The sequence below is a fragment of the Geodermatophilus sp. SMS 5-13 genome, assembly GCF_059428245.1.
Genome location: NZ_CP165729.1, coordinates 3,680,150 through 3,706,225, shown reverse-complemented (window position 1 = coordinate 3,706,225; position 26,076 = coordinate 3,680,150). Strand labels below are relative to the sequence as shown.

The following is a 26,076-nucleotide window of genomic DNA, read 5'->3' as shown; positions in this document are numbered from 1 at the left end:
CGTGGACATGAGCAGTCCCATGACCTCCATGGCGGCGATGCGGTCCTTCCGGCGCGACCCGTCGGTGACCTCCCGCGAGGTGCCCAAGGGCACGGTCAAGCGGATCGTCGGTGTCGCCCGGCCCTACCGCCGGGAGCTCACGTTCTTCCTGCTGCTGGTCGTGGCCTCGTCGGTGATCGGGGTGCTGACCCCGCTGCTGGCCGGCGACATCGTCAACCGCATCGCGCGTCTCGACGGCACGGCGGGCGCGATCGTGCGCATCGCGCTGATCATCGCCGGCCTGGCCGTCCTCGACGCCGGCATCTCGCTGGCCACCCGCTGGTTCTCCGCGCGCATCGGCGAGGGCGTCATCTACGACCTGCGCAGCCGGGTGTTCGAGCACGTGCAGCGCATGCCGGTCGCGTTCTTCACCCGCACGCAGACCGGCGCGCTGGTCAGCCGGCTCAACAACGACGTCATCGGCGCGCAGCAGGCGTTCACGTCGACGCTGTCCGGAGTCGTCTCCAACGCGATCGGCCTCGTGCTCACCGCCGGCGTCATGTTCTCGCTGTCCTGGCAGATCACCCTGCTCTCGCTGGTGATGGTGCCGCTGTTCGTGCTGCCGGCCCGCCGGATCGGCACGCGGCTGCAGGAGATCACCCGGGAGTCCTACGGGCTCAACGCCTCGATGAACGCGACGATGACCGAGCGGTTCAACGTCGCCGGCGCGCTGCTGGTCAAGCTGTTCGGCCGGCCGCGGGCCGAGGCGGAGTCCTTCCGCGGCCGCGCGGCCCGGGTGCGCGACATCGGCGTCCTGTCGGCCATGTACGGCCGCACCTTCTTCACCGCGCTGACCCTGGTCGCCGCGCTGGCCACCGCGCTGGTCTACGGCCTCGGCGGATGGCTGGCCTTCAACGGGACCTTGAGCCCCGGCGACGTCGTGGCCCTCGCCCTGCTGCTCTCCCGGCTGTACGGCCCGCTGACCGCGCTGTCCAACGTCCGCGTCGACGTCATGAGCGCGATGGTCAGCTTCGACCGCGTCTTCGAGGTCCTCGACCTGCCGCCGATGATCCGCGAGGCGCCGGACGCCGTCCCGGTCCCGGCCGACGACCGGTCGATCGAGTTCGACTCCGTGTCGTTCAGCTACCCGTCGGCCGCCGACGTCTCGCTGGCCTCTCTGGAGGAGGTGTCGCTGCCCGAGCACGGCGGCCCGACGGCGGTCCTGCACGACGTGTCGTTCCGGGTGCAGCCGGGTCAGCTCGTCGCCCTCGTCGGGCACTCCGGCGCCGGCAAGTCGACCATCGCCCACCTCGTGCCGCGGCTCTACGACGTCACCGGCGGGTCCGTGCGGGTGGGCGGCATCGACGTCCGGCGGGCCACGCTCGCCTCGCTGCGCGACAGCATCGGCGTGGTCAGCCAGGACGCGCACCTGTTCCACGACACGATCCGCGCCAACCTCCTCTACGCGCGGCCCGAGGCCACCGAGGACGAGCTGTGGGCCGCCCTCACCGGCGCCCGGATCGCCGCCCTGATCCGCTCGCTGCCCGACGGCCTGGACACGGTGGTCGGCGACCGCGGTTACCGGCTCTCCGGCGGCGAGAAGCAGCGGCTGGCGATCGCCCGCGTGCTGCTCAAGGGCCCGGGCATCGTGATCCTCGACGAGGCGACCGCGCACCTGGACAGCGAGAGCGAGCTGGCCGTGCAGCATGCCCTGGACGCCGCCCTGACCGGCCGGACGTCGCTGGTCATCGCGCACCGGCTGTCGACGATCCGGAACGCCGACCGGATCCTCGTGGTGGACGACGGTCGCATCGTGGAGTCGGGCACGCACGAGGAGTTGCTGGCGCTCGGGGGCCGGTACGCCGATCTCTACCGCACCCAGTTCACCGGCGGAGAGCCGCAGACGGTCGACGCGGCCTGACCACTAGCGTCACTCCTGTCCCAGCACGCAAGAGGAGCTCCGAGTGACTGCCGCCCACCCGCACGACGCCATGATCCGCACGCTGTACGTCCAGTTGCTCGACGGCTGGAACCGGCGCAGCGGCGCGGGGGTCGCGGCGGTGTTCGCCGACGACGGCGACATCATCGGGTTCGACGGCAGCCACCACAGCGGCCGGCTGTCCATCGCCTCGGACCTGCGGCGCATCTTCGGCAGCCACCAGACGCCGGCCTACGTCGGGCTGATCCGGGCGGTGCGCCCGATCACCGAGGGGGTCGCCGTCCTGCACGCCCACGCGGGGATGATCCCGCCCGGCGGCAACGACCTGGACCCGGCGCTGCTGACCGTGCACACCCTGGTCGCGGTCGAGGAGTCGCCGGGCCGCTGGAAGATCTCGCTGTTCCAGAGCACGCCCGCGGCCTGGGACGGCCGCGAGGACGCGCGGCAGGCGCTGCTGGCCGAGCTGCGGGGCCTGCTGGCACCCCAGTGAGCGTGCTCGTCCCCGCCGGGGAACTGCTCGGCCGGCCGGGCAGGACCGTGCTGCTCGACGTCCGCTGGGCGCTGGGCGACGACCGCGGCCACGAGCGCTACCTCGAGGGGCACCTGCCGGGCGCGGTCTTCGTCGACCTCGACGCCGAGCTGGCCGATCCGCCGTCCCCCGAGCGCGGCCGCCACCCGCTGCCGTCGCTGCATCGACTGCAATCGGCGGCCCGCCGCTGGGGCATCCGGACCGCCGACCGGGTCGTCGCCTACGACGACTCCGGCGGGGCCGCGGCCGCCCGGGCGTGGTGGCTGCTGCGCTGGGGCGGCCTCACCGACGTGCGGCTGCTGGACGGCGGGCTGGCGGCCTGGCGCCGGGCCGGTGGCGCCGTGGAGACCGGCGAGGTCGTGCCCGAGCCGGGGGACGTCGTCCTGACCGAGGGCGGCATGCCGGTGCTCGAGCTCGAGGAGGTGGCTGCCTTGCCCCGGGACGGCGGCCTGCTCCTCGACGCCCGCGCCGCCGAGCGGTACCGGGGCGAGGTCGAGCCGGTCGACCCCCGGGCCGGGCACGTGCCGGGCGCGGTCAGCGCGCCGACGACGCAGAACCTCGCCGGCGACGGCACGTTCCTTCCAGTCGCTGCACTGACCGAGCGCTTCGCCGCGCTCGGCGCCACCTCCGGCGGGCGGGTCGGTGTCTACTGCGGCTCGGGGGTCACCGCGGCGCACGAGGTCGCCGCCCTGACCGAGGCCGGCATCGAGGCGGCGCTGTGGCCGGGCTCGTGGTCGCAGTGGTCGGCCGACCCCGCCCGTCCCGCGGCGACCGGTCCCGAACCGGGCTGAGCGCGGCCATCATCGCGGCATGACCGCGCCCGCCACCCGCCCGAGCCCGGGCACCTGGATCGTCGCCGGGGTCGCCGGCGCCGCGCACGGTGTCGTGGGCGTGTTCTACCTGGCCTCCGGCCTGGTCGCGCCGCTCTGGGCGATCGTGCTGCTCATCGCGTGGTGGGTGGCGCTGGCCGTCGTGCTGGTCCGCCTCGCGCTGCGCGGCTCGTGGTGGACGCCGGTCGTGCCCGTCGTCGCGTTCGGCACCTGGTACGCCGTCCTCATGCTGGGGGGATGGCTGCTGGGCTGGACCGCCTGAGCGTCCTCCTCTCCGGGATCTCCAGCCGGCCGCCCCGCAGCGCCAGCATCCAGCCGACCACGACCACGTTGACGGCCAGGTCCGTCGCCGTGGCGTAGCGCGCCCCGGTCTCGTGGGCCTCGCGGGTCTGCTGGAGCGCGAGCGCCGTCGTGCCCGCCGCCCCGTGGAGCGCATGCGTCCGCACCAGCAGGTCGGACTGCAGGTGGTAGTCGTACACCGCGCTGGTCACCACCGCGCCGAAGCCGACCAGGGTGCCGGCGACGGCGACCAGCAGAGCCGCCGCCGCGACCCGCCGTCCCGAGCGCAGGGCCGGCCCGAGGCGCCGGCGGGCGACCGCCAGCGCCCCCAGGACCGCCAGCACGTACACCGGCAGCAGCAGCGTCGAGATGAGCAGCCAGCCGGCGAACGGGGACTGGGACCGTTCGATCGCGCCCACCGCGCCCTGGATGGCGATGAGCACGAACCCGTCGGCGTAGGCCATCAGGGCGGCGAAACCCAGCACCGTCGTCCAGGGGACGGGCCGGGGTCCCGGCAGCGCCCCCCGCCGCTGCCGGGTCGTCGGAGCGGGCCGGGTCGCCCCGGCCGCCGTCGTCACACGATCTCCCAGCCGAACATCATGGCGTGGTCCTCGTGCGCGAGGTTGTGGCAGTGCGCCACGTACGGCCCGGTGAAGTCCCGGAAGCCGCGGTAGATGATCACCGACTCGCTCGGGTCGAGGGCCACGAGGTCCTCGCGCGAGACGTCGTCGGGGTGCCCGCGATCCGGGGTGTTCGTGACGTCCTTGCCGTTGCGCTGGATGTTCCGGTGCTCCTCCATGTGCAGGTGGAAGGGGTGCACCCAGCCGCCGCCACCGTTGCGGATCTCCCAGATGGCGAAGCTGTTCTTCGGCATCGAGGCCGGGAGCGTCTTGCCGGCCGGGTTCTTCAGGCTGGTCAGCACCCTCGTCGGGTCGAACGGCTTGCCGTTGATCAGCCACTCGATCTCGCCGCCGGCGCTGCCGCGCTGCACCTCGAAGACGTGCCGGTTCCTCAGCATGGCCTGCACGTCGCCCCGGATCGGCGGGAGGTCGCGAAGCTTGCCGAGGGTCGCCGGGTCCGCGCTGTCGTCCGGGGTGACCTTGCCCAGGACGAACTTCAGCACCGGCACCTTGTACGCGGGGTCGGGGCTGAAGCGCGTGGAGTTGGACCAGATCCGGCCGGTCGGCATCTTCATGACGTTGGTCAGGTAGACGACGTCGCCCTCGGACGTCGTCTTGCCGTCCATGTAGTGGCCGAAGTCGATGATCACCTCGCGCCGCTTGGCCGGCCACAGCTCGAACGAGTCCCGCGTGATCGCGAACGGCAGCAGCCCGCCGTCCGTGGCGATCTGGGTGAACCGCATGCACTGCTGGCCGTCGGGGATGCGGTACTGCCCTTGCAGATCCTCATCCTTCATCCCGAGGTCCCTGGCCGCCGATTTGGGGCCCTGGGTCGAGCTCATCAGCTTGAACTCGTAGATCCGGGCGATCGAGGCGTCGAGGAACCGGAAGCGGTACTTGCGCCGCTCCACGTTCATCACCGGGTAGGCGATGCCGTTCACGGTGAAGATGTCGCCGACGAAGCCGTGGTTGGGGAAGTGCTTGAAGAAGGTCCTGCCCCACCACTCCGGGTGTGCCCTGTTGGGCGGCACGTCGGGGTACTCGCGGTCGTGGAAGTCGTGGTGGACCGTGACGCCGTCGTCGAGCCGGCAGTCGAACAAGGCCAGCGGGACGTCGTAGTCGACGTCGAAGGTGCCGTCGTGATCGCTGCGTCTGCCCGGGAGCCGCAGCCCGGCCGGATCCCGCTCCTCACCCGAGTCCTTCACCGGGTCGTAGATGGGGTACAGGCCGACCAGGCCCTTGTAGACGTTCGCGCCGGTGAAGTCCATCCGGTGGTCGTGGAACCAGAAGAAGCTCTGCTTCTCGGTCTCGTCGTTGCCTGCCGGCCAGTTCAGGTACAGGTTGTCGACGTACTTCTTGGGCCCGTAACCGCGGATCTTCGAGCGCCCGTACTTGGCCTCGAAGAAGTGCGGATTGCCGTCGCTCTCCGGGGCGGAGTGCCCGTTGTGCAGGTGGATCAGGAACGTCTGGTCCGGTGCACCGAAGTCCTGCAGCGGGAGTCCGAGTGGGTTCTGGTCCAGTTCGTTGGTGAGCCGGACGACGACCGGCTTGCCGTACTCGGCGTTGATCCGCGGCCCGGGGAATGTTCCGTCGAAGCCGTAGATCGTGCTCAGGGGGAGGTCGCGCGGCTTACCCGCGGGGAACGTGGGCTTCCCGGCTGCATCGAACGACGTCGTCGGCTGCCCGTCCGAGTTGATCGCCAGGACCTGCTGCTTCGTGAACGCGTGGCCGCGGATCTGCACCCGGACGTCGTAGGTGATCGGGAAGGGCAGGGCCCCGCTCGGGACCTCGTCCACCCACATCTGGTGGTTCTGGAACACGTCCGGCGGGTCCAGCGGATCCTGCAGATTGGTCTGCACCGCCTTCGACGGCGGGGGGGTGAGCGGCTTGGGGATCAGTGCCAGGGGGTTCTTGAGCTCGTCGGTGAACGGATTCAGGATCAGCGGGCTGGTCGGGAAGACCTCGGTGTAGATGGAGTCGGCGAAGGCGGTGGACGCAGCGCCGAACACGCCGTCCAGGGTCCAGAGGCCGCGCGCTTCCAGGTTGGGCGCCAGCAGCGACCGGGCGGCGTAGAAGCCGGCTGCGGCGGTGCCCAGGGCTCCGACCCGGAGGAAGGTCCGCCGGGTGACCCCGCCGTCCTCGGGGCCGGCGGGTGCGTCGGGCACGGCGGGCGCCGGGCTTCCGATGAGCTGGTCGTCGGGGGTCATGGAGGGTCCTCTCCATCGGTGCGCGCCGCCCGGGCGGGCGGCCCCGGCGGCACACGGCACAGCGGGATACGGCCGGGCGCCGGAGCAGGTCCGGCGGCGCCCGGAAGAGGTGTTCTTCGGCGCTGCTGATCAGGCGCGGTCAGGGGTCCAGCAGGCCCCCGCGGGTACCTCCGGCGGATCGGGGACCGGGACGTCGTCCTCGTGTCGTGGTCGGTGCGGTGTGCCCACCGGTCCGGCGGAGCGTCGCGGCGCGGTCGCGCGCCGGACCCCGGCCGGCTGCGGTCGAGCGACGCACGTCGTCCCGTGGACCAGCGGCGCGGTCACTCGTCGTGAGTTGCGGCGGACGGCGTGGCTGTGCGCGAGCCGGCCTCGCCGGATGCGTGAGGCGTCGTTCATACCGAGGCCCCGGTGGATCGGATTGTCTCCCCCGACAGCAGGCAACTGTGGCTCGCAGGAAAGAAAGTTGGTAGCCGCAATCTGGGGAGGTCGTACGACCCTTGGCCTAGAGCGTCGCCACGCTGCGCGTCCGGGACGGTGCGCTTGGTCTCGAGCGGCGACGAGGTCAGATCGGGGGGAGCTGCTGGGGTGTGACGGACCGCGGGTCGATGCCGCCCTGGCCGACCTGCATCTGGAACATCATGTCGTGGTCCTCGTGGTCGGCGTTGTGGCAGTGCAGCATGTACTTGCCCGGGTGCGGCCCGAACTTGCCGATGAACCGGATCGTCTCGTTCTCCCCGAGGTAGACGACGTCCTTGGGGCCGAGTTCCTGCGCCCGCGGCGGCCGGCCGTTCCGTTCGAGGATCAGGAAGTCGATCAGGTGGACGTGGATCGGGTGGAACCAGCCGCCCGACCGGTTCTCCAGGGTCCACACCTCCGTGGCGTCGAGAGCCGGGTCCGCGATGACCTTCGTGAAATTCGATGCCTCGACCTGTGCCCACGTCTGGCCGTTGATGGTCCACTCGCCGTCCTTGCGCTCGAAGCGCAGGTTCCTCGTCTTCGCCCCGGCGGGATCCAGGTGCATCACCTCCGGATCACCCAGGGGTGAGGGCACCGCACCGTTGCCGGCGCCGTCGAACGCATCGCCCACGACGTCGAACGCCATCACCTTGTCGGTGTTCGCGAAGTCGACGGTGTTGTCCACCCCGAGGTTGCGCAGCTCGACGCGGGTTCCTGCCCGGTACGCGGCGAAGTCGATGATCAGCTCGTAGCGCTCGGCCATCCCGACCTTGAGCTCGGTCACCACCTGGGGCGTGCGGACGAAGCCACCGTCGGTCGCGATGACGGTCATCGGCCCCCCGGTGCTCAGCCGCAGCCGGTATCCGCGGGCGATCGAGGCATCGAGCAGCCGGAAGCGGTACTTCCGGCGCTTGACCGCCAGCCTCGGCCAGGGGACCCCGTTGACCAGGATGACGTCGCCCATGACCCCGGCCGTGCTGCGGTCGTCGAAGAGCAGGTCGCCGTTGGCCTGGAACGCGGCGTCGCTGATGATCAGCGGCTGCTCGAACTCACCCCGGGGGAGGTCCGGTTCCTGGCCCTCCGGTGGGAGCAGCCAGTACTGCGCCGCCATGCCCATGTAGACGTTCTCGGCGGTGTGGTGCACGCCGTGGTCGTGGTACCAGAGGGTCCGGGGCGCGGTGTTGTTCTCGTACTCGTAGGTCTTCCCGAAGCCCGGAAAGCTCAGGTCGTCGGCGTACCCGTCGAACTGCGGGAAGGACGGGTGGCCGTGCAGGTGCGTCGAGGTCGACGGCACGTAGCGGAGGAACGGGTGCCTGCCCGGTAGCCGGTTGTTCTGCGTCACCCGGATCAGCTGGTCCTGCCGGACCCGGATCGTGGGGCCGGGGAACGTGGGACCCAGGCCCGGCTCCTCGTAGCCGAAGATCTGGGTGGTCGGGCCGGTGCCGAGGATGTCGACGCGGGCGGACTTCTGCTCGAGGACGACCGACGGCCGGCTCGGTCCGAGGTCCACGAAGCGGGGTGCCTTGAAGGCGCGGGTGTAGGGCTTCGGCAGCTTGCTGGCGGGGAGCTCGGAGGCCTGGTCGGCGCTGAGCGAGACGGTGAGCGGGACGGCCAGCGCGGCGGTCCCGAAGGCGGTGAGCTTGAGCAGGTCCCGGCGGGTGAGAGAGGTGTCGTCCATGGCGATGTCCGTCTTCTCCGGACGTGTCCCCCGTCGGGCAGAACTGTCGCTCTCCCGGGACTTTGGTCGGTAGACCAAAAGCGGTGAGGTCGTACGACCCTGTCCGCCGTGCGTCGGTACGGAACGTGACCGTCCGCAGCGGCGGAGGAGTCGCGGCCCGCCGGCCGCCCGGCGTCAGGCCGGGACGGCGACCGGGACGGCGTGCGGCGCGGGCCGGCGACGGCGGCCGACCAGGGCGCCGGCGCCGATGAGCACCAGGCCGGCGGCGCACCAGGTGCCGAGCACGAGCAGGGGAGCACCGGCGCCCGCCCCGTCGAACCAGGAGACCGACCGCAGCAGCGTGCCCGTCGCTCCGGGCGGCAGCAGCCGGCCGAGGGTGCCCCAGCCACTCGGCAGCAGCTCGGGCGCGCTCGCCAGCCCCGAGAGCGGGTTGCCGAGCAGGACCACCACGGCGGCCCCGAGTCCGAGGCCGGGGGCGCCGGCCAGCGACTCCAGCCCGAGCAGCACCAGTGCCGTGGCGGCCATGCCGAGGGCCACCACCGCCGCCGTCGTCCACCAGCCGCTCTCCAGCGAGCCGAGCCACGTGCCGAGCACCGTCGCGGTCACCATGCCGCCGGCCACCGCCATGGCGAGGGCCGCGGCGATGCGCAGGCCCGGGCGGCGGACCAGCCGGGAGACCAGGGCCGCGGTGACGATGCCGCCGAGGGCCAGGGGCAGCGCCGCCGCGGCCAGCCCCGCGCCGCGGGGATCGCTCGCCGGCGTCGGGACGACGTCCTCGACCGGCACCGCGGTTCCCGACGCCGCGCCGAGACCCGCGGCCACCTGGCGCAGGGACTGGGCGACCAGCGGCGAGGCGGCGGAGGCGACCAGCAGCCGCGGACCGCCGGCGTCGACCACCACGGCGCCGTAGACCGCCCGGTCCTCGATGGCCGCGCGGGCCGCCGGCTCGTCGGGGAGCGAGCGGACGTCGAAGGCGCCCGGCTCGGCCTCGCCGAGTGCGGCCGCGACCTGGGCCGTGGCCGCGGCCGGTCCCGCCACGGCGATCGGGAGGTCACGGGGTGCCGAGCGGACGGCCGGCCACGCGAAGGCGGTGAGTACCACGGTGAGGACGACGGAGACGAGCACGACGAGCGGCACCAGGCGGGCGGCGTCGTGACGCGGGGCGGGGAGGGACATGGCGCGACCTGCCTAAAACGAATGACCGTTCGCTTGCAAGGTCGAGCCTCCTCGGCGCCGGGGGCCGTGTCAAGAACGATCGTTCGTTTTACTATGGCGCCGTGCCCCGAGTCTCCGAGTCCTACCTGACCGCGCGCCGCGACCAGATCCTCGACGCGGCCACCGCCCGGTTCGCCGTCAACGGCTTCCAGGCCACCGGGATGGCCGACGTCATCGCGGCCAGCGGGCTCTCCGCGGGCGCGGTGTACCGCTACTTCCGCAGCAAGGACGAGCTGATCGAGGCGATCGTCGACCGCGTCCTGGGCCGCGCCGCGGAGCGCTTCGAGCGATTGCTGGAGGAGGACTCCGCGCCGGATCCCGCCGAGGCGGTGGCCACGGCCGTGGATCTGGTGGTCACCGTCGGGCACGCCGGGTCGGTGGACGTCACCCGGGTCGCCGTCCAGGCCTGGGCCGAGTCGCTGCGCAACCCCGCGGTGGCCGCCGTCGCCGGCAACGCCTACGGCACGATGCGCGGCTACTTCGTGGAGGTCGTCCGCCGGGCGCAGAAGGCCGGCCGGCTGCCGGCCGGTGCCGACCCGGCCGCCCTGGGCGCGGCGCTGTTCTCGCTGGTGCTGGGCTTCCTCCTGCAGCGGCTGCTGCTGGGCGACGTCGAGGCCGAGGCCTACGTCGCCGCCGTCCGCGCGCTGCTCGCGTAGCGCGGATCAGTCGCCGGCGTCGAGGACGGCCCGCAGGGCCGGTTCCAGGAGGCGCTCGATGTCCTCGCGCGCCGCCTGTGCCAACCCGGGGATCTGGAGCAGGTAGCGCGCCAGCCCGAGCCCGAACGTGCAGGCCATGACCAGCGCAGCCTTGAGCTCGGCGTCCTTGCCGCCGATCTTTTCGGCGAGTCCCTGGACGAGGGAGCACATCACCTCGTCCCGCATGATCCGGTGCGCCTCGGGATGGGTGAGGAAGTTGCGGGCGAGGGCGGCCGCGGCCTCGCGGTCTCCCGCCTCCTCGAACTTGGCGAACAGGTCGTGCAGCGCGGCCGCCGGGATCTCGTCGCGCTCGGCCCCGCGGAGCAGTCCGCCGCCGTGGGCGCCCTTCATCGCCGCGGCGAACAGGCCTTCCTTGCTGCCGTAGTACTGCATCACCAGCGCCGGATCGACCCCGGCACGCTGCGCAACGCCGCGGATCGTGGCGCGGTCGAAGCCCTCTTCGGCGAAGAGCCGGCGGGCGGTCTGGAGGATGCACGCCTCGGTCCGGCGGCGCCGTTCCTCCCGTGACGTCGGTTCGGCACTGAACGTGGACACGCGCTCACTCTACAGGCGTTGACCCAGCCGCGCCTCCGCTCTACGTTCGTTGAGTCAATGACTCCACGGCTGTTGAGCCAGCCAGCAAGGGGCTTGCTGTGACCACCACCGACGCCGGCCCGACGGTCGGCCCACCCCGACTCCCGGACGGCCGCGAGGTCCGCAGAGGCCTCGCCCTCCTCGTCCTCGCGATGAGCCAGCTGATGATCGTGCTCGACGTGAGCGTCGTGAACGTCGCCCTGCCGGACATCGCCAAGGACCTGCACGTCGCCAGCGCCAACGACCTGTCCTGGGTCGTCACCGGCTACACCCTGACCTTCGGCGGGTTCCTGCTGCTCGGTGGCAAGCTCGCCGACCGGCTCGGCCGCCGCCGCATCTTCGTCGCCGGGGCGGCCCTGTTCGCCGTCGCCTCGCTGCTCGGCGGCCTGGCCGGCAGCCTCGGCCTGCTCATCGGCGCCCGCCTGCTGCAGGGCCTCGGCGGCGCGCTGATGGCGCCGTCGGCGCTGTCGATGCTCACCGTCGTGTTCGCCGAGGGCCGGGAGCGCAACCGCGCGCTCGGCGTCTGGGCGGCGATCTCGGCCGGCGGCGCGGCCATCGGCCTCATCCTCGGCGGCGTGCTCACCGAGTACGCCAGCTGGCGCTGGGTGCTGTTCATCAACGTCCCGGTCGCGGCGCTGGCCGTGCTCGGCGCGCTGCGGATCCTGCCCGAGAGCCGCGACGCCCGCGCTCGGGGCTTCGACGTCCCGGGCGCCGTGCTGGCAACCGGCGGCCTGATGGCGCTGGTGTACGCGCTGGTCAAGGGCAACGACTACGGCTGGACGTCGGCCCGCACGCTCCTGACGTTGGGGCTCGCGGTGGTCCTGCTCGCCGCGTTCGTCGTCGTCCAACGCCGGGTGCGCGACCCGCTGGTCGACTTCCGGCTCTTCCGCTCCCGCAGCCTGCTGGGTGCGGACCTCGGCTCGCTGTTCGTCGGGGCGGGGCTGTTCGCCGTCTTCTTCTTCCTCATCCTCTGGATGCAGCAGGTGCACGGGTACTCGCCGCTGCGGGCCGGCTTCGCGTTCCTGCCCATGACCGGCTTCATCGTGGTGGGGGCCGCGATCTCGTCGCAGCTGCTGGCCCGGATCGGGGCGCGGCCGCTGCTGATCGTGGGGCCGACCCTGGGTGCGGCGGGGATGCTCATGCTCGCGCTGCGGCTGCAGCCGGACTCCGGCTACGCGAGCGTCATCCTGCCCGCGCTGTGCCTGCTGGCCCTCGGCATGGGCATGACCTTCGTCGCGCTCACCAGCTCGGCGGTCGCCGGCGTGCCCCAGGAGGATGCCGGTGTGGCCAGCGCCCTGCTGAACTCGGGGCAGCAGATCGGCGGCTCGCTGGGGTTGGCGATCCTGACCGCGGTGAGCACGGCGCGCACCGACGCCATCGCGGCCGGTCCGCCCGGGTCGCCGGGGTTCGTCGACGCGCTGGTGTCGGGCTGGGCGCTCGGCTTCGTCGTGGCGGCCGGCTTCCTCGCCATGGCCGGGATCGTCAGCGGCGTCCTGGTCCGGCAGCCGCGGACCGGTGCGGCCGTCGAGCCGGAGCCGGCGCTCGCGGTCTAGACCGTCCGTGCGGCGTCGTAGCGGTCGAGCAGCACGGCGGCGATCCGGTCGTCGGGCAGCAGGGGAGCGGTCACCGCGTCGGCGCCCGCCGCGGCCAACTTGCCGGCGAAGTGGCCGGGCGCCAGCAGGTAGGCCGCGACGACGACCCGCTCGGCGCCGCCGCGGCGGGCCAGCGCGACGGCGTCCGGCACCGTCGGCTGCGCCGCGGAGCCGAAGCCGGTGCTCACCGGGCCGGCCCAGCGTCGCTGCAGCAGATCGGCGGTGTGCGCGACGTCGGCTCCCGAGCGCGGGTCGCTGGACCCGGCGGCGGCCAGGACGACGGCGGTGGCCCGGTCGGCGCCGGCCTCCCGCAGCCGGTCGGCCAGCACTTCGACCAGCCGCTCGTCGGGGCCCAGCGGCCGGGCGGCGACCGCGCCGGGATGGGCGGCGACCGCACCGGCGATGTCGACGTGCACGTGGTAGCCGCCGGAGAGCAGCAGCGGGACGACGACCGCCGCCCGCCCCTCGGCGGCCAGCCCGGCCACGACGTCGACCACGGTCGGCGGCTGCACGTCGACGAACGCGGCGGTGGTGACCAGGCCGGGGCGCAGCCGGCGGGCGGCGAGGGCGAGCTCGGCGATCAGCCGGCGGCCGGTGGCGTTGCGGGTGCCGTGCGCGCAGGCCACGAGCACCGGCCCGTGGCCCTCTCGCAGGGGCCCGCCGCGAGCCTGCGAGCGGTGGGGGGCGAGGGGGTCCGTCAAGGCGACCGGAGCCGCCCGCCGTCGACGGCGACGACCGTCCCGGTCACGTAGGAGGCTGCGGGGGAGAGCAGGAAGGCCGCCACCCGGCCGAACTCCTCGGGCTCGCCGACCCGGCGCAGCGGGATACCGGCCTCGGTCGCCTTCCGTGCCGCCTCGGGGTCGCCGGAGGAGCCCCACAGGTCGGTCATCCGGTCGGTGGCGATGGAGCCCGGCATCAGCCCGAACACGCGGACCCCCCGCGGACCCAGGTCGTCGGCGAGCGACTTGATGGTCATCGCCAGGCCCGGCCGCAGGGCGTTGGAGATGGCCAGCCCGCGCAGCGGCTCACGCACCGACGTGGAGAGGACGAAGCCGATCGCGGCGCCCTCGCCGAGGTGCGGGACCAGCGCCCGGACCAGCCACAGCGGCCCGAGGACGACGCTGTCGTAGGCGGCCCGCCACTGCTCCGGCGTCGTCTCGAAGATCTCCCCGGCCGCGGGACCGCCCACCGAGATCAGCGCGCCGTCCAGCCGGCCCAGCCGCTCGGTCGCCTCGGCGGCCAGCCGCTGCACCGCGTCGCCGTCGGCGAGGTCCGCGGTCGTGCCGAACGCCGACGGCTCGCCGCCGAGGTCGGTGACCGCCTGCGAGACCGACTCGGCGCCGCGCGAGCTGAGCACCACGCGCGCGCCGTCGTCGACCAGGGCCCGGGCGGTCGCGAACCCCAGCCCCCGGCTCGCGCCGGTGAGCAGGTAGCCGCGACCGCCCAGCCCCAGGTCCATCCCGGGATCAGCCCTGGCGCAGGGAGCGCAGGACGTACTGCATGATCCCGCCGTTGCGGTAGTAGTTCGCCTCGCCGGGGGTGTCGATCCGGACGCGGGCGTCGAACTCGACGTCGCCGGCCTTCACCTTCACCGTGCGCGGCGTCTCGCCGTCGTTGAGCGCGGTGATCCCGGTGATGGTGAACTCCTCGTCGCCGGTCAGGCCGAGCGACTCGCGGTTCTCACCCTCGGGGAACTGCAGCGGCAGCACGCCCATGCCGATCAGGTTCGACCGGTGGATCCGCTCGTAGCTCTCGGCGATGACCGCCTTGACCCCGAGCAGCGCCGTCCCCTTGGCCGCCCAGTCGCGCGACGAGCCGGAGCCGTACTCCTTGCCGGCCAGCACGACCAGCGGGATGCCCTGCTCCTGGTAGGCCTCGGAGGCCTCGTAGATCGACGTCGTCTCGCCGGTCAGGTGGTTCTTGGTGACGCCGCCCTCGGTGCCGGGCACCAGCAGGTTGCGCAGCCGGATGTTGGCGAACGTGCCGCGGATCATCACCTCGTGGTTCCCGCGCCGGGAGCCGTAGGAGTTGAAGTCGCGCCGGTCGACGCCGTGCTCGCGCAGGTACTTCCCGGCCGGGCTGTCGGCCTTGATCGAGCCGGCCGGCGAGATGTGGTCGGTCGTGACCGAGTCACCCAGCACCGCCAGCGTGCGCGCGCCCTCGATGTCGGTCACCGCGGCCGGGGTCTCCGGCATGCCCTCGAAGTACGGGGGCTTGCGCACGTAGGTGCTCTCGGCGTCCCAGGCGAAGGTGTCGCCGGTCGGCGTGGGCAGGTTCTGCCACTGCTCGGTGCCGGCGAAGACGTCGGCGTAGTCCTTGGCGAACATCTCCGCCGAGATCGCCTCGTCGATGGTCCGCTGGACCTCCTGCGGCGAGGGCCAGATGTCGCGCAGGTACACGTCCTGACCGTCGCTGCCCTTGCCGAGCGGCTCGGTGGTCAGGTCGAGGTCCATCGTCCCGGCCAGCGCATAGGCGATCACCAGCGGCGGGGAGGCCAGGTAGTTCATCTTGACGTCGGGGTTGATCCGGCCTTCGAAATTGCGGTTGCCGGAGAGCACCGAGACGACGGCGAGGTCGGCCTCGTTGACCGCGTCGGACACCGGCTGGGGCAGCGGGCCGGAGTTGCCGATGCAGGTCGTGCAGCCGTAGCCGACCAGGTGGAAGCCGAGCTTCTCCAGGTACGGCGTGACGCCGGCCTTCTCGTAGTAGTCGGTGACGACCTTGGACCCGGGGGCCAGCGAGGTCTTCACCCACGGCTTGGTCTGCAGGCCCGCCTCGACGGCCTTCTTGGCCAGCAGCGCGGCGCCCAGCATCACCTGCGGGTTCGAGGTGTTGGTGCACGAGGTGATCGCGGCGATCACCACGTGGCCGTGGTCGACGAAGGTCTCGGTGCCGTCCTCGAGCACGACCTTGGTCGGCCGCGAGGCGCGGTCGGCCACCGGGTGCAGGACCACCTTGTGCGGCTTGCCGCTGTCGCCGTCGGCGTGCGCGAACGGGCTGGCCGGGTCGGACGCCGGGAAGGTCTCCTCCACCGACTCGTCGACGGTGGACACCGCCTCCGGGGCGACGTCGGGGTCGTGCGAGATCTCCTCGACCTTGGCGTAGGTGGGCAGCGCGTCCCGGAAGGCCGTCTTGGCGTCGGAGAGCGCGACGCGGTCCTGCGGGCGCTTCGGGCCGGCGATCGACGGGACGACGGTGGCGAGGTCGAGCTCGAGGTACTCGGAGAACGCGGGCTCGCGGCTCGGGTCGTGCCAGAGGCCCTGCTCCTTGGCGTAGGCCTCGACGAGCGCGACCTGCTCGGCCGAGCGGCCGGTGAGCTTGAGATAGGCGATGGTCTCCTCGTCGATGGGGAACATCGCCGCGGTCGAGCCGAACTCCGGGCTCATGTTGCCGATCGTGGCCCGGTTGGCCAGCGGGACGGCGGAGACGCCCTCGCCGTAGAACTCGACGAACTTCCCGACCACGCCGTGCTGGCGCAGCATCTCGGTGATGGTGAGCACCAGGTCGGTGGCGGTGGATCCCTCGGGCAGCTCACCGGTCAGCTTGAACCCGACGACCCGCGGGATGAGCATCGAGACCGGCTGGCCGAGCATGGCCGCCTCGGCCTCGATGCCGCCGACGCCCCAGCCGAGCACGCCGAGGCCGTTGACCATCGTGGTGTGGGAGTCGGTGCCCACGCAGGTGTCGGGGTAGGCCACCACGCGGTCGCCGTCCTGGCGCGGGAAGACCACGCGGGCCAGGTGCTCGACGTTGACCTGGTGCACGATGCCCATGCCGGGCGGGACGACCTTGAAGTTGTCGAAGGCGCCCTGGCCCCAGCGCAGGAACTGGTAGCGCTCGCCGTTGCGCTGGTACTCGATCTCCACGTTGCGCTCGAACGAGTCCGGCGTGCCGAACACGTCGACGATCACCGAGTGGTCGATGACCATCTCGGCCGGCGCGAGCGGGTTGATCTTCTGCGGGTCGCCGCCGATCTCGGCCATGGCCTCGCGCATGGTGGCCAGGTCGACGATGCAGGGCACGCCGGTGAAGTCCTGCATGACCACCCGGGCCGGGGTGAACTGGATCTCCTGGTCCGGCTCGGCGGACGGGTCCCAGTTCGCCAGCGCCCGGACGTGGTCGGCGGTGATGTCCTCGCCGTCCTCGGTGCGCAGCAGGTTCTCCAGCAGCACCTTCAGGCTGAAGGGCAGCTTGTCGGCGCCCTCCACCGCGTCGAGCCGGTAGATCTCGTAGTCGGTGCCCTCGACGCTCAGCGTCGCCCGTGCTCCGAAGCTGTCCTTGCTGGCTGCCACTTGTGCGCCTCACCCTCGCTGGTCGCTCGCGCTCGTTACCACCCTGGATCATCCCAGTCCCGGTCGCAGGGCGAGGCGCCGGGCCGGGAGCGGGTCACTCGTGACCTGCGACACCGCGCGGCTGCGGGCACATACGGTGAGGCGGTGACGGGGGGACGGCGGTGGGGACGGCGGCGGCCGGAGAGGGAGGAGCGGCGCCGCTCCTGGCTGCTGGAGCTGCCCGTCCTGCTGATCGTGGCGCTGGTGCTCGCCCTGCTCGTGAAGACCTTCCTCGTGCAGGCCTTCTTCATCCCGTCCGGGTCGATGGAGCGGACGCTGCACGGCTGCGCCGGCTGCACCGGCGACCGCGTGCTGGTGACCAAGCCGCCGTACTGGTTCTCCGACCCGCAGCCCGGTGACGTCGTCGTCTTCCGGGGGCCGGACACCTGGGAGCCGGAGGTCGCCGCGGACGAGCCGTCGAACTGGTTCTCCGGGGCGCTGCTCGCGGTCGGTCGCGCGATCGGCGTCGCCCCACCCGCCCAGGACGACTTCGTCAAGCGGGTGATCGCCGTCGGCGGGCAGACCGTGCAGTGCTGCGACGCGCACGGGCGCGTGACCGTGGACGGGAAACCGCTCGACGAGCCGTACATCTTCGAGAACACCCCGCTGGACCAGCGGGCGTTCGGGCCGGTGACCGTGCCGGAGGGCCGGCTGTTCGTGATGGGTGACCACCGCGCGGTCTCCTACGACTCGACCCGGCACATCGCTGACACGTACGGCGGGACGATCGCCGTGGACGACGTGATCGGCAAGGCCTCCCTGATCGTCTGGCCACCCGGCCGCTTCGGCGGCGTCGACGACCCCGACCCGCAGGAGGGACCGTGACCCCGCCCGACTGGCTGGCGGCCGCCCGGCAGATCACCGTGCTCACCGGCGCGGGCATCTCCACCGACAGCGGTATCCCGGACTTCCGCGGGCCGCAGGGCGTGTGGACCCGCGATCCGGAGGCGGAGAAGCTCTCGACGCTGCAGTACTACGTCGCCGATCCGGAGATCCGCAGCCGGGCCTGGCAGGAGCGCCGGCGGCACCCGGCGTGGACCGCCGAGCCGAACGGGGCGCACGCCGCACTGGTCGGCCTCGAGCGCCAGGGCCGGCTGCGGGCGCTGGTCACCCAGAACATCGACGGCCTGCACCAGAAGGCGGGCTCGTCGGCCGCGAAGGTCATCGAGGTGCACGGCACCGTGCACGCGGTCGCCTGCCTGTCCTGCGGCGACCGGACGACGATGCGCAGCGCGCTCGACCGGGTGGAGGCCGGCGAACCGGACCCGGCCTGCCTCGTCTGCGGCGGCATCCTGAAGTCCGCGACGATCAGCTTCGGGCAGGCGCTGGACGCCGACGTCATCGACGCCGCGGTGGCCGCCGCCGCGGACTGCGACGTCTTCCTGGCCGTGGGGACGTCGCTGACGGTCCACCCGGCCGCCGGCCTCACCGACGTCGCCGCGCGGCACGGCGCCCGCATCGGCGTGGTCAACGCCCAGCCGACGCCGTACGACGACCTCGCCGACCTCGTCGTGCGCGAGCCGATCGGCACCGCCCTGCCGCGGCTGCTCGCGGGATAACGTGACGGCGACCACGTCGAGCGGCCGGTCCGCCGGGCCGGCCCTGGCCACCGGGAGCCGGCATGCGCGTGCCCTTGACCACCCGTGACTTCCTCGACCGCGCCGAGCTTGTCTACGGCGACCGGGTGGGCATCGTCGACGAGCCCGACCAGCCCGCGCCGTCGCTGGGCGAGCTGACCTACCGCGAGGTGGCCCGCCGCGGCCGGGCGTTCCAGGCAGCGATGGACGAGCTCGGCATCGCCGAGGGCGAGCGCGTGGCCATCGTGAGCCACAACTCCGCCCGGCTGCTGGAGCTGCTGCTCGCCGTCCCCTCGTCGGGGCGGGTGCTGGTGCCGATCAACTTCCGGCTCTCGGAGGACGAGGTCCGCTACATCGTCGGGCACTCCGGTGCGCGGGTGCTGCTGGTCGACCCGGAGCTGGAGACCTCGCTCAAGGCCGTGGACGCCGAGCACAAGTTCGGCACGGGGGAGGAGTACGAGCAGCTGCTCCGCTTCGACACCGAGCCGCGGCCGTGGGGCGAGCCGGACGAGGACGCCACAGCCACGATCAACTACACCAGCGGGACGACGGCGCGGCCCAAGGGCGTGCAGATGACCCACCGCAACATCTGGACCAACGCCGTCACCTTCGGCATGCACATGCAGGTCAGCGACCGCGACGTGCTGATGCACACGCTGCCGATGTTCCACTGCAACGGCTGGGGCATGCCCTACACGGTCACCGGCCTCGGGGGCCGGCACGTCGTCATCCGCAAGATCGACGGGGCGGAGATCCTGCGCCGGGTCGACCGGCACGGCGTCACCCTGATGTGCGGGGCGCCGGCGGTGTGGAACGCCGTCCTCGAGGCCGCGCAGCACTGGGACGGCGAGATCCCCGGCCGCGACCGCGTCCGGATCGTCGTCGCCGGCGCGCCGCCGCCGTCGAAGACCATCGCCCGGGTCGAGGCCGAGCTGGGCTGGCAGTTCAACCAGATCTACGGCCTGACCGAGACCGCGCCGCTGCTCACCATCAACCGGCCGCGGGAGGAGTTCGACGCGCTCGAGCGGGAGGACCGGGCCAAGAAGCTGTCCCGGGCCGGCGTGCCGGCGCTCGGCATCCGGCTGCAGACCAGCGAGGCCGGCGAGGTGCTGGCCCAGGGCAACGTCGTCCTGGCCGGGTACTGGGAGAACCCCGACGCCTCCGCCGAGGCGCTCGACGGCGGCTGGTTCCACACCGGGGACGGCGGCTCGATCGACGAGGCCGGCTACCTCACCATCTCCGACCGCAAGAAGGACGTGATCATCACCGGCGGGGAGAACGTCTCCTCGATCGAGGTCGAGGACGTCGTCTTCAGCCACCCGGCGGTCGCCGAGGTCGCGGTCATCGGCATCCCCGACGACAAGTGGGGCGAGCTGGTGACGGCGCTCGTCGTCCCCGTCGAGGGGCAGCAGGTCACGGCGGAGGAGATCATCGCCCACTGCCGCGGCAAGATCGCCGGGTACAAGATCCCCAAGCGGGTCGAGTTCCGCGACGCGCTCGCGCGCACCGCGACCGGCAAGATCCAGAAGTTCAAGCTCCGCGAGAGCTTCTGGTCGACGTCCGACCGCCAGGTGAACTGACCGTTCGCTCCTCCGTGAGCCCTCATCCCCCGGGGTGAGACCCCCCTCCGCAACCCGACCGGATCTGTCGATCTCGGACGTCGGGCGTGCTGTCCGTGCGCCCGGGTCCGAGATCGGAGGTCGGTTTTCGTGCGTGCGCGCAGAGCTCCTGGGCGCGTGGTGGGGACGGCGACCGGCATCGTCCTGACCGCTGCCCTCGCCCTCGGCGTCACCGCCGGACCCGCAGCGGCCGCCCCCCGGCGACCGACCGACTCCCAGGTGCAGCAGGCGCAGGCCGCCGCCGACGACGCCGCCGACCGGATCGACGCGCTGTCGGCCGAGCTGGCCGACGCGCAGACCGCGGTCTCCCGCGCGCAGGCCTCCTCGGCCATCGCGCTGGACGACTACCAGGCCAAGCAGGCCGGCTTCGAGGCCGCGCAGGCCGCCGCGCAGCAGGCCGCCGCCGCGGCCGCGCAGGCCGCGGCCGACGAGCAGGCGGCCGAGGACGCGCTGGTCGCGTTCGCCCGCCGCAGCTTCATGTCGCACAGCACCTACGCCGGGGCGGCCGCGCTGGTCACCTCGGCCAACCCGGCCGAGCTGGTCGAGCGGGCCGCCCTGCTCGATGCCGCCGGGGCGCACCGCACCGACGAGGTCGACCGGTTCGGCGTGGCGCGCGAGCAGGCCGACCGGGCCGACGCCGCCGCCCAGAGCTCGCTGGCCGAGGCCGATGTGCTCAAGGAGCAGGCTGCCCAGGCGCTGACCGTGGCGCAGGACGCCGAGCGCGACGCCCGCGCGAAGGCGGCCGAGGTGGCCGCCGAGCAGACCGACCTGCAGGCCGAGCTCGACCGGGCGAAGGCCGAGCTGGTCGAGCTGGTGGGGGAGCAGCAGGCCGCCGACCGGCTGGCCCGCCAGGTCTCCTCGACCGCCACGGCCGGCTCGAACGCCGACCCGGTGAACCGGACCGAGGCCGGGCCGGGCTCGGCGACTGCCGCGCAGGCGGCGATCGAGGCCGGCATGGCCCACCTCGGCACCCGCTACTCTTGGGGCGGCGGCGGCGCGCACGGCCCGAGCCTCGGCATCGACCTCGACGCCACCGTGGTCGGGTTCGACTGCAGCGGCCTGACCCAGTACGCCTACTACCAGGCGGGGATCTCGATCCCGCGCAACAGCCGGGCGCAGTACGCGGACCTGCCGAAGGTGGCCAAGTCCGACCTGCAGGCCGGTGACCTGGTGTTCTGGGCGAACGACCCGGCCGACCCGAGCACGATCCACCACGTGGCGATCTGGCTGGGCGACGGCACGGTGCTGCAGGCGCCGGAGAGCGGCGACGTCGTCAAGGTCTCGAGGATGTGGTGGACCGGGTACGCCGGCGCGGTGCGGCCGTCTGCCTGAGCGCCCGGAAAGCAAAGGGCGTCGGGCAGCCACGGGGGGAGCTGCCCGACGCGGAACCAGGCTAGCAGTGATCGCGCCCTCCCCGGCAGGGGTGTGCACACACGTCGTGTCGGGCAGCGAGGCACAGCGCCGGCTCAGGAACCTGTAGGACACTGGCCGTCGACGGGCGCGCCGCCCGTCGACGGCCTTCTGCGCGGAAGGCCGGAGACCGGCAGGACCAGGGAGCCACGTGACCAGCGCCGCCAGCACTCCGCTCGAGACCCCCTCCGGCGGTTCGCCGTCCGGCAGCTCCGCCGTGGGCGCGGGCGCGCCGGTGCCGCCCTCGGCGGACGCGGCGCGGCTGGAGCGGGTCCTGTTCGAGATCAAGCGGGTCATCGTCGGCCAGGACCGGCTGGTGGAGCGCATGCTCGTGGCGCTGCTCGCGCGCGGCCACGTCCTGCTCGAGGGCGTGCCCGGCGTGGCCAAGACCCTGGCCGTCGAGACGCTGGCCACCGTCGTCGGCGGCACGTTCGCCCGCCTGCAGTTCACCCCGGACCTGGTGCCGGCCGACATCATCGGCACCCGCATCTACAAGGCCGGGCAGGACACCTTCGCGACCGAGCTCGGTCCGGTGTTCGCCAACTTCGTGCTCACCGACGAGATCAACCGCGCCCCGGCGAAGGTGCAGTCGGCGCTGCTGGAGGTCATGGCCGAGCGGCAGGTCTCCATCGGCGGCGTGACGCACCCGCTGCCGGATCCGTTCCTGGTGCTGGCCACGCAGAACCCGATCGAGTCCGAGGGCGTCTACCCGCTGCCCGAGGCGCAGCGGGACCGGTTCCTCATGAAGGTGCTCGTCGACTACCCGAGCCCCGAGGAGGAGCGCGAGATCATCTACCGGATGGGCTCCGAGCCGCCGGTGGCCGAGACCGTCCTCGAGCCCGGCGACCTGCTGCGCATGCAGAAGGCCGCGTCGCACGTCTTCGTGCACCACGCCCTCGTCGACTACGTCGTCCGGCTGGTCGTGGCCACCCGGTCGCCGCGCCAGCACGGCATGGACGACGTCGCGACCTGGGTGTCGTACGGGGCCAGCCCGCGCGCCTCGCTCGGGCTGATCGCCGCGGCCCGCGCGCTGGCGCTGATCCGGGGCCGCGATTACGTGCTCCCGCAGGACGTCCTCGACGTCACCGCCGACGTGCTCCGGCACCGGCTGGTGCTCTCCTACGACGCGCTGGCCGACGGCGTGCCGGCCGACCACGTGGTCAAGCGGATCGTGCAGACGGTGCCGCTGCCGCAGGTGGCGCCGCGCCAGCGGGCCGCCGGCTACGGCGCGAGCGTGCCGGGCGGCCCGCACGTGCCGCAGGGGCCGGTGTTCCCCGTCCCGCCGGCCGGGCCGGTGCACTACGGGCCGCCCGGTCCGCAGGCGGCCGGTGCGCAGCCGCCGTCGCCGAACGGCGCACCCGCGGCGCAGGGCAACGCCTTCGTCCAGGGTCCGCAGAGCGCCCAGGGCTCGTGACGCCGCTGTTCCGCCGGGGTGGCGCTCCCGAGGAGGCGCCGCCGGCCGGACCGGCCCACCCCGGGCTGCTGCTGCACGCCGCCGCGGGAACGCCGGGCTCCGGCATCGACCCGGGCGCCGGGGACGGCGCGCCGCCGCGGTTCACCGACGGCCCCGCCGACGTGCTGCTGCGCCGGCTGGAGCTCACCGTCCGCCGCCGCCTCGACGGGCTGCTGCAGGGCGACCACCTCGGTCTCGTACCTGGCTCGGGGAGCGAGGCCGGCGACTCGCGGACCTACCACCCGGGCGACGACGTCCGGCGGATGGACTGGCCGGTCACCGCGCGCACCCAGGTGCCGCACGTCCGCGAGACGATCGCCGACCGCGAGCTGGAGACCTGGGCGGTCGTCGACCTGTCGGCGAGCCTGGACTTCGGGACGGCGAACTGCCAGAAGCGCGACCTGGTCATCGCCGGGCTGGCCGCGGTCAGCCACCTGACCGTGCACGGCGGCAACCGGCTCGGCGCGGTGGTCACCACCGGCGAGCGGGTGGACCGCTACCCGGCGATGAACGGCCGGCTGGCCGCGGAGCGGCTGCTGCGCTCGGTCGTGGCGACGCCCCGGGCCGCCGGCGGCCGTCGCGGTGACCTGGCCGCGGCGCTGGAGACGCTGCGCCGTCCGCACCGTCGCCGCGGGCTGGTCGTCGTCCTCTCCGACTTCCTGGGCGACGCCGACTGGGAGCGCCCGCTGCGCGGCCTGTCGGCCCGGCACGAGCTGCTGGCCATCGAGGTGGTCGACCCGCGGGAGCTCGAGCTGCCGGACGTCGGCGACCTGACCGTGGTCGACCCGGAGAGCGGGCAGACCCTGGACGTGCCCACGGGCAATGCGGAGTTCCGCCGGCGCTTCGCCGAGGGCGCCGCCGCGCAGCGCCAGGCGATCGCCGCCGCGCTGCGGCGGGCCGGCGCCGGCCACCTGCAGCTGCGCACCGACCGCGACTGGCTCATGGACGTCGTTCGTTTCGTCGCCGACCGCCGGCGTGCCGGAACCGGAGGTGCCTCCCGATGAGCTTCCAGTCCCCGGTCTGGCTGCTGCTGCTCCTGGCCGTCGCCGCGCTGGTCGGCCTGTACGTGTGGCTGCAGCTGCGCCGCAAGCGCTACGCCGCGCGGTTCACCAACGTCGCGCTGCTGGGCACGCTGGTGCCCAAGCGCCCCGGCTGGCGCCGGCACCTGGCCTTCGGGCTGGTCGCGCTGGCGATCGCGGCGCTCGTGGTGTCCCTCGCCGTCCCGAGCAGCAAGGTCCGCGTCCCGCGGGAGCGGGCGACGGTGATCATGGCGGTCGACGTGTCGCTGTCGATGAAGGCCACCGACATCGAGCCCAACCGCTTCCAGGCCATGCAGACCGCGGCCAAGCAGTTCGTCGACGTGCTGCCCGAGCGGATCAACCTCGGGCTGGTGTCGTTCGCCGGGTCGGCGACCACGCTGGTGCCGCCGACCACCGACCGCGCCCAGGTGCGGGCCGCGATCGACCACCTGGAGCTGGCCGAGGCGACCGCGATCGGCGAGGCCGTGTTCACCTCGCTGACCGCGATCGAGAACTTCCAGGACAGCCTGGACACGCCCAGCAAGGACCTCCCGCCGGCCCGTGTCGTGCTGCTCTCCGACGGCTACAACACCGTCGGCCGCGACGACACCCAGGCGATCGACGCGGCGACCGCGGCGAAGATCCCGGTCTCGACGATCGCGTTCGGCACCGACTTCGGCACGCTCGACCTCAACGGCGAGACGGTGCCGGTGCCGGTGGACCGCGCGACGCTGAAGAAGATCGCCGACGAGACCGGCGGCAGCTACAGCGAGGCGGCCAGCGCGGCGGAGCTGGAGAAGGTCTACGCCGACCTCGGCAGCCAGATCGGGTACACCACCGAGCCGCACGACATCAGCCCGTGGTTCGTGCGCGTCGGCGTCTTCCTGGCCCTGCTCGGCGCCGTCCTCAGCCTGCTCTGGACCAGCCGCCTGCTCTAGGTGTGCTGCCCGGACAGGTTGGTCAAGCGCGTGATCGGGGGACGGTTTCCGATCGCGGTGTGGGGCCGGTGATGGTTGTACTCGTGCAGCCAGGCCGGCAGTGCCTTTCGGCGCGCTGATTCGCTGAGGAACATGCGGCCGAAGGCCCAGCCGTCGGCCAGGGTGCGGTGGAACCGTTCGATCTTGCCGTTGGTCTGCGGCCGATAGGGCCGGGTCCGCTTGAGATTGATCCCGAGCTCGGCGCAGGCATCGCGCCAGGCGTGCGAGCGGTAGGCCGAGCCGTTGTCGGACAGCACCCGCTGGGTGGTGACGCCCCGCGCGGCGAACCAATCCACCGCGCGGCGCAGCACGCCGATCGCGGTGGCGGCGGTCTCGTCGTCGTGGGTCTCGGCGTAGGCGACGCGGCTGTGATCGTCGATCACCGTGTGCACGAATGCCGTGCCGATCACCGGGTTGTGGTGGGCGTTGCGGGGCGTGCCGGGCGTGGCCGCCCGGTTCTTCTTGCCCTGCTGGCGCCCGACGTAGCGCCAGCCGCCGCCGTCGGGGATGTTGCCCAGCTTCTTGACGTCGACGTGCAGCAGCGAGCCGGGGTACTCATGTTCATAGCGGCGGATCGGCTCGCCGGTGGCCCGGTCGACATGGGAGAGCCGGTTGAGCCGGCAGCGAACCAGCACCGCGTGCACGGTCGAGGGCGCCAGGCCGACGCGGTCGGCGATCTGGACTGGGCCGAGGCGCTTTTTCCAGCGCAGGTGCACGATCTTGCGCACCACCGGCCGCGGCGTCCGGCGCGGGCAGGAATGCGGTCGTGAGCTGCGATCCTGCATCGCCGCCGGGCCGCCCCGGCGGTACCGGTCGGCCCAGCGCTTGGCTGTGGGCCAGGAGACGTTGAACACCGCCGCGGCGTAGCTGATCGACCAGTTCTCGTCGACCACGGCGCGGCCGAGCTTCAGCCGGTGACGAGGGGTCAGGGCAGCGTTAGCGTGAGACACGAGGACCTCCGGGTTGGTGAGCGGGTGCCTTCAGCAGCCCCACTCCACGTCCGGAGGTCCTCCCTCCACAAGATCGATCAGTCAGATCGAGTGGTCACACGCCCTCGACCAACGTCTCTGGTCAGTA

22 protein-coding genes are annotated in these 26,076 nt (G+C 72.9%); 13 read left to right on the top strand and 9 right to left on the bottom strand.

Annotated elements, in window-relative coordinates; all coding sequences use genetic code 11:
• Nucleotides 1-7: 7 nt before the first annotated feature.
• From AB3388_RS17910 to AB3388_RS17895, 4 genes are read left to right on the top strand one after another with little or no spacing between them, the layout of a single operon-like run.
• Nucleotides 8-1,900, top strand: coding sequence for an ABC transporter ATP-binding protein (locus AB3388_RS17910; RefSeq protein ID WP_495406663.1), 1,893 nt, complete (start codon nucleotides 8-10; stop codon nucleotides 1,898-1,900).
• Nucleotides 1,901-1,943: 43 nt separating this feature from the next.
• On the top strand, nucleotides 1,944-2,408 hold the full coding sequence (locus AB3388_RS17905; protein ID WP_495406662.1) for an SgcJ/EcaC family oxidoreductase: 465 nt from the start codon (nucleotides 1,944-1,946) through the stop codon (nucleotides 2,406-2,408).
• Nucleotides 2,409-2,410: 2 nt separating this feature from the next.
• A complete protein-coding gene (locus AB3388_RS17900; protein WP_495406661.1) occupies nucleotides 2,411-3,238 on the top strand; it encodes a sulfurtransferase in 828 nt (275 codons plus the stop codon).
• Nucleotides 3,239-3,257: 19 nt separating this feature from the next.
• The gene (locus tag AB3388_RS17895; RefSeq protein ID WP_495406660.1) at nucleotides 3,258-3,539 is read left to right on the top strand and encodes a hypothetical protein; all 282 of its coding nucleotides are present in this window, start codon (nucleotides 3,258-3,260) and stop codon (nucleotides 3,537-3,539) included.
• On the opposite strand, the gene AB3388_RS17890 is transcribed toward AB3388_RS17895, so the two are convergent.
• The 4 genes from AB3388_RS17890 to AB3388_RS17875 form a co-directional block, all read right to left on the bottom strand.
• Complete coding sequence (locus AB3388_RS17890; RefSeq protein WP_495406659.1) at nucleotides 3,502-4,134, bottom strand: hypothetical protein; 633 nt, start codon at nucleotides 4,132-4,134, stop codon at nucleotides 3,502-3,504. The two genes, AB3388_RS17895 and AB3388_RS17890, sit on opposite strands and share 38 nt — an antisense overlap.
• Nucleotides 4,131-6,383 (bottom strand): multicopper oxidase family protein, encoded by a 2,253-nt coding sequence (locus AB3388_RS17885; RefSeq protein ID WP_495406658.1) that lies wholly within the window; start codon nucleotides 6,381-6,383, stop codon nucleotides 4,131-4,133. The genes AB3388_RS17890 and AB3388_RS17885 overlap by 4 nt, the downstream gene beginning before the upstream one ends.
• Before the next feature lie 562 nt (nucleotides 6,384-6,945).
• A complete protein-coding gene (locus AB3388_RS17880) occupies nucleotides 6,946-8,517 on the bottom strand; it encodes a multicopper oxidase family protein (protein ID WP_495406657.1) in 1,572 nt (523 codons plus the stop codon).
• A 174-nt stretch (nucleotides 8,518-8,691) separates the two neighbouring features.
• Nucleotides 8,692-9,693 (bottom strand): hypothetical protein, encoded by a 1,002-nt coding sequence (locus AB3388_RS17875; RefSeq protein ID WP_495406656.1) that lies wholly within the window; start codon nucleotides 9,691-9,693, stop codon nucleotides 8,692-8,694.
• Between the two features lie 101 nt (nucleotides 9,694-9,794).
• Between AB3388_RS17875 and AB3388_RS17870 the strand changes: the two genes are divergently transcribed.
• Nucleotides 9,795-10,388, top strand: coding sequence for a TetR/AcrR family transcriptional regulator (locus AB3388_RS17870; RefSeq protein WP_495406655.1), 594 nt, complete (start codon nucleotides 9,795-9,797; stop codon nucleotides 10,386-10,388).
• A 6-nt stretch (nucleotides 10,389-10,394) separates the two neighbouring features.
• Here the strand turns inward: AB3388_RS17870 and AB3388_RS17865 are convergent, their stop codons facing one another.
• Entirely contained in the window at nucleotides 10,395-10,982 is a 588-nt protein-coding gene (locus AB3388_RS17865) for a TetR/AcrR family transcriptional regulator (RefSeq protein ID WP_495406654.1), read from the bottom strand.
• 98 nt (nucleotides 10,983-11,080) lie between these two features.
• Between AB3388_RS17865 and AB3388_RS17860 the strand changes: the two genes are divergently transcribed.
• Entirely contained in the window at nucleotides 11,081-12,574 is a 1,494-nt protein-coding gene (locus AB3388_RS17860; RefSeq protein WP_495406653.1) for a DHA2 family efflux MFS transporter permease subunit, read from the top strand.
• On the opposite strand, the gene AB3388_RS17855 is transcribed toward AB3388_RS17860, so the two are convergent.
• From AB3388_RS17855 to AB3388_RS17845, 3 genes are all read right to left on the bottom strand, one after another.
• Nucleotides 12,571-13,245, bottom strand: a complete 675-nt coding sequence (locus tag AB3388_RS17855; RefSeq protein ID WP_495406652.1) for a sirohydrochlorin chelatase — start codon at nucleotides 13,243-13,245, stop codon at nucleotides 12,571-12,573. The two genes, AB3388_RS17860 and AB3388_RS17855, sit on opposite strands and share 4 nt — an antisense overlap.
• A 65-nt stretch (nucleotides 13,246-13,310) precedes the next feature.
• Entirely contained in the window at nucleotides 13,311-14,072 is a 762-nt protein-coding gene (locus tag AB3388_RS17850) for an SDR family oxidoreductase (protein WP_495406651.1), read from the bottom strand.
• Between the two features lie 7 nt (nucleotides 14,073-14,079).
• Nucleotides 14,080-16,905 carry an aconitate hydratase gene (locus tag AB3388_RS17845; protein WP_495406650.1) on the bottom strand — a complete coding sequence of 942 codons (2,826 nt, stop codon included), beginning with the start codon at nucleotides 16,903-16,905 and terminating at the stop codon, nucleotides 14,080-14,082.
• 144 nt (nucleotides 16,906-17,049) lie between these two features.
• Between AB3388_RS17845 and lepB the strand changes: the two genes are divergently transcribed.
• From lepB to AB3388_RS17810, 7 genes are all read left to right on the top strand, one after another.
• Nucleotides 17,050-17,769, top strand: a complete 720-nt coding sequence (gene lepB, locus AB3388_RS17840; protein ID WP_495406649.1) for a signal peptidase I — start codon at nucleotides 17,050-17,052, stop codon at nucleotides 17,767-17,769.
• Nucleotides 17,766-18,503, top strand: a complete 738-nt coding sequence (locus tag AB3388_RS17835) for an SIR2 family NAD-dependent protein deacylase (RefSeq protein WP_495406648.1) — start codon at nucleotides 17,766-17,768, stop codon at nucleotides 18,501-18,503. The genes lepB and AB3388_RS17835 overlap by 4 nt, the downstream gene beginning before the upstream one ends.
• 62 nt (nucleotides 18,504-18,565) lie before the next feature.
• On the top strand, nucleotides 18,566-20,101 hold the full coding sequence (locus tag AB3388_RS17830) for an AMP-binding protein (RefSeq protein WP_495406647.1): 1,536 nt from the start codon (nucleotides 18,566-18,568) through the stop codon (nucleotides 20,099-20,101).
• 156 nt (nucleotides 20,102-20,257) lie between these two features.
• Nucleotides 20,258-21,472, top strand: coding sequence for a C40 family peptidase (locus tag AB3388_RS17825; RefSeq protein ID WP_495406646.1), 1,215 nt, complete (start codon nucleotides 20,258-20,260; stop codon nucleotides 21,470-21,472).
• Between the two features lie 229 nt (nucleotides 21,473-21,701).
• Complete coding sequence (locus AB3388_RS17820; RefSeq protein ID WP_495406645.1) at nucleotides 21,702-22,964, top strand: AAA family ATPase; 1,263 nt, start codon at nucleotides 21,702-21,704, stop codon at nucleotides 22,962-22,964.
• On the top strand, nucleotides 22,961-24,007 hold the full coding sequence (locus tag AB3388_RS17815) for a DUF58 domain-containing protein (protein ID WP_495406644.1): 1,047 nt from the start codon (nucleotides 22,961-22,963) through the stop codon (nucleotides 24,005-24,007). The genes AB3388_RS17820 and AB3388_RS17815 overlap by 4 nt, the downstream gene beginning before the upstream one ends.
• On the top strand, nucleotides 24,004-24,960 hold the full coding sequence (locus AB3388_RS17810) for a VWA domain-containing protein (RefSeq protein WP_495406643.1): 957 nt from the start codon (nucleotides 24,004-24,006) through the stop codon (nucleotides 24,958-24,960). Before AB3388_RS17815 ends, AB3388_RS17810 begins: the two co-directional genes overlap by 4 nt.
• Here the strand turns inward: AB3388_RS17810 and AB3388_RS17805 are convergent.
• Nucleotides 24,957-25,949, bottom strand: a complete 993-nt coding sequence (locus AB3388_RS17805) for an IS481 family transposase (RefSeq protein WP_495406642.1) — start codon at nucleotides 25,947-25,949, stop codon at nucleotides 24,957-24,959. The genes AB3388_RS17810 and AB3388_RS17805 overlap by 4 nt on opposite strands.
• Between the last annotated feature and the right edge of the window lie 127 nt (nucleotides 25,950-26,076).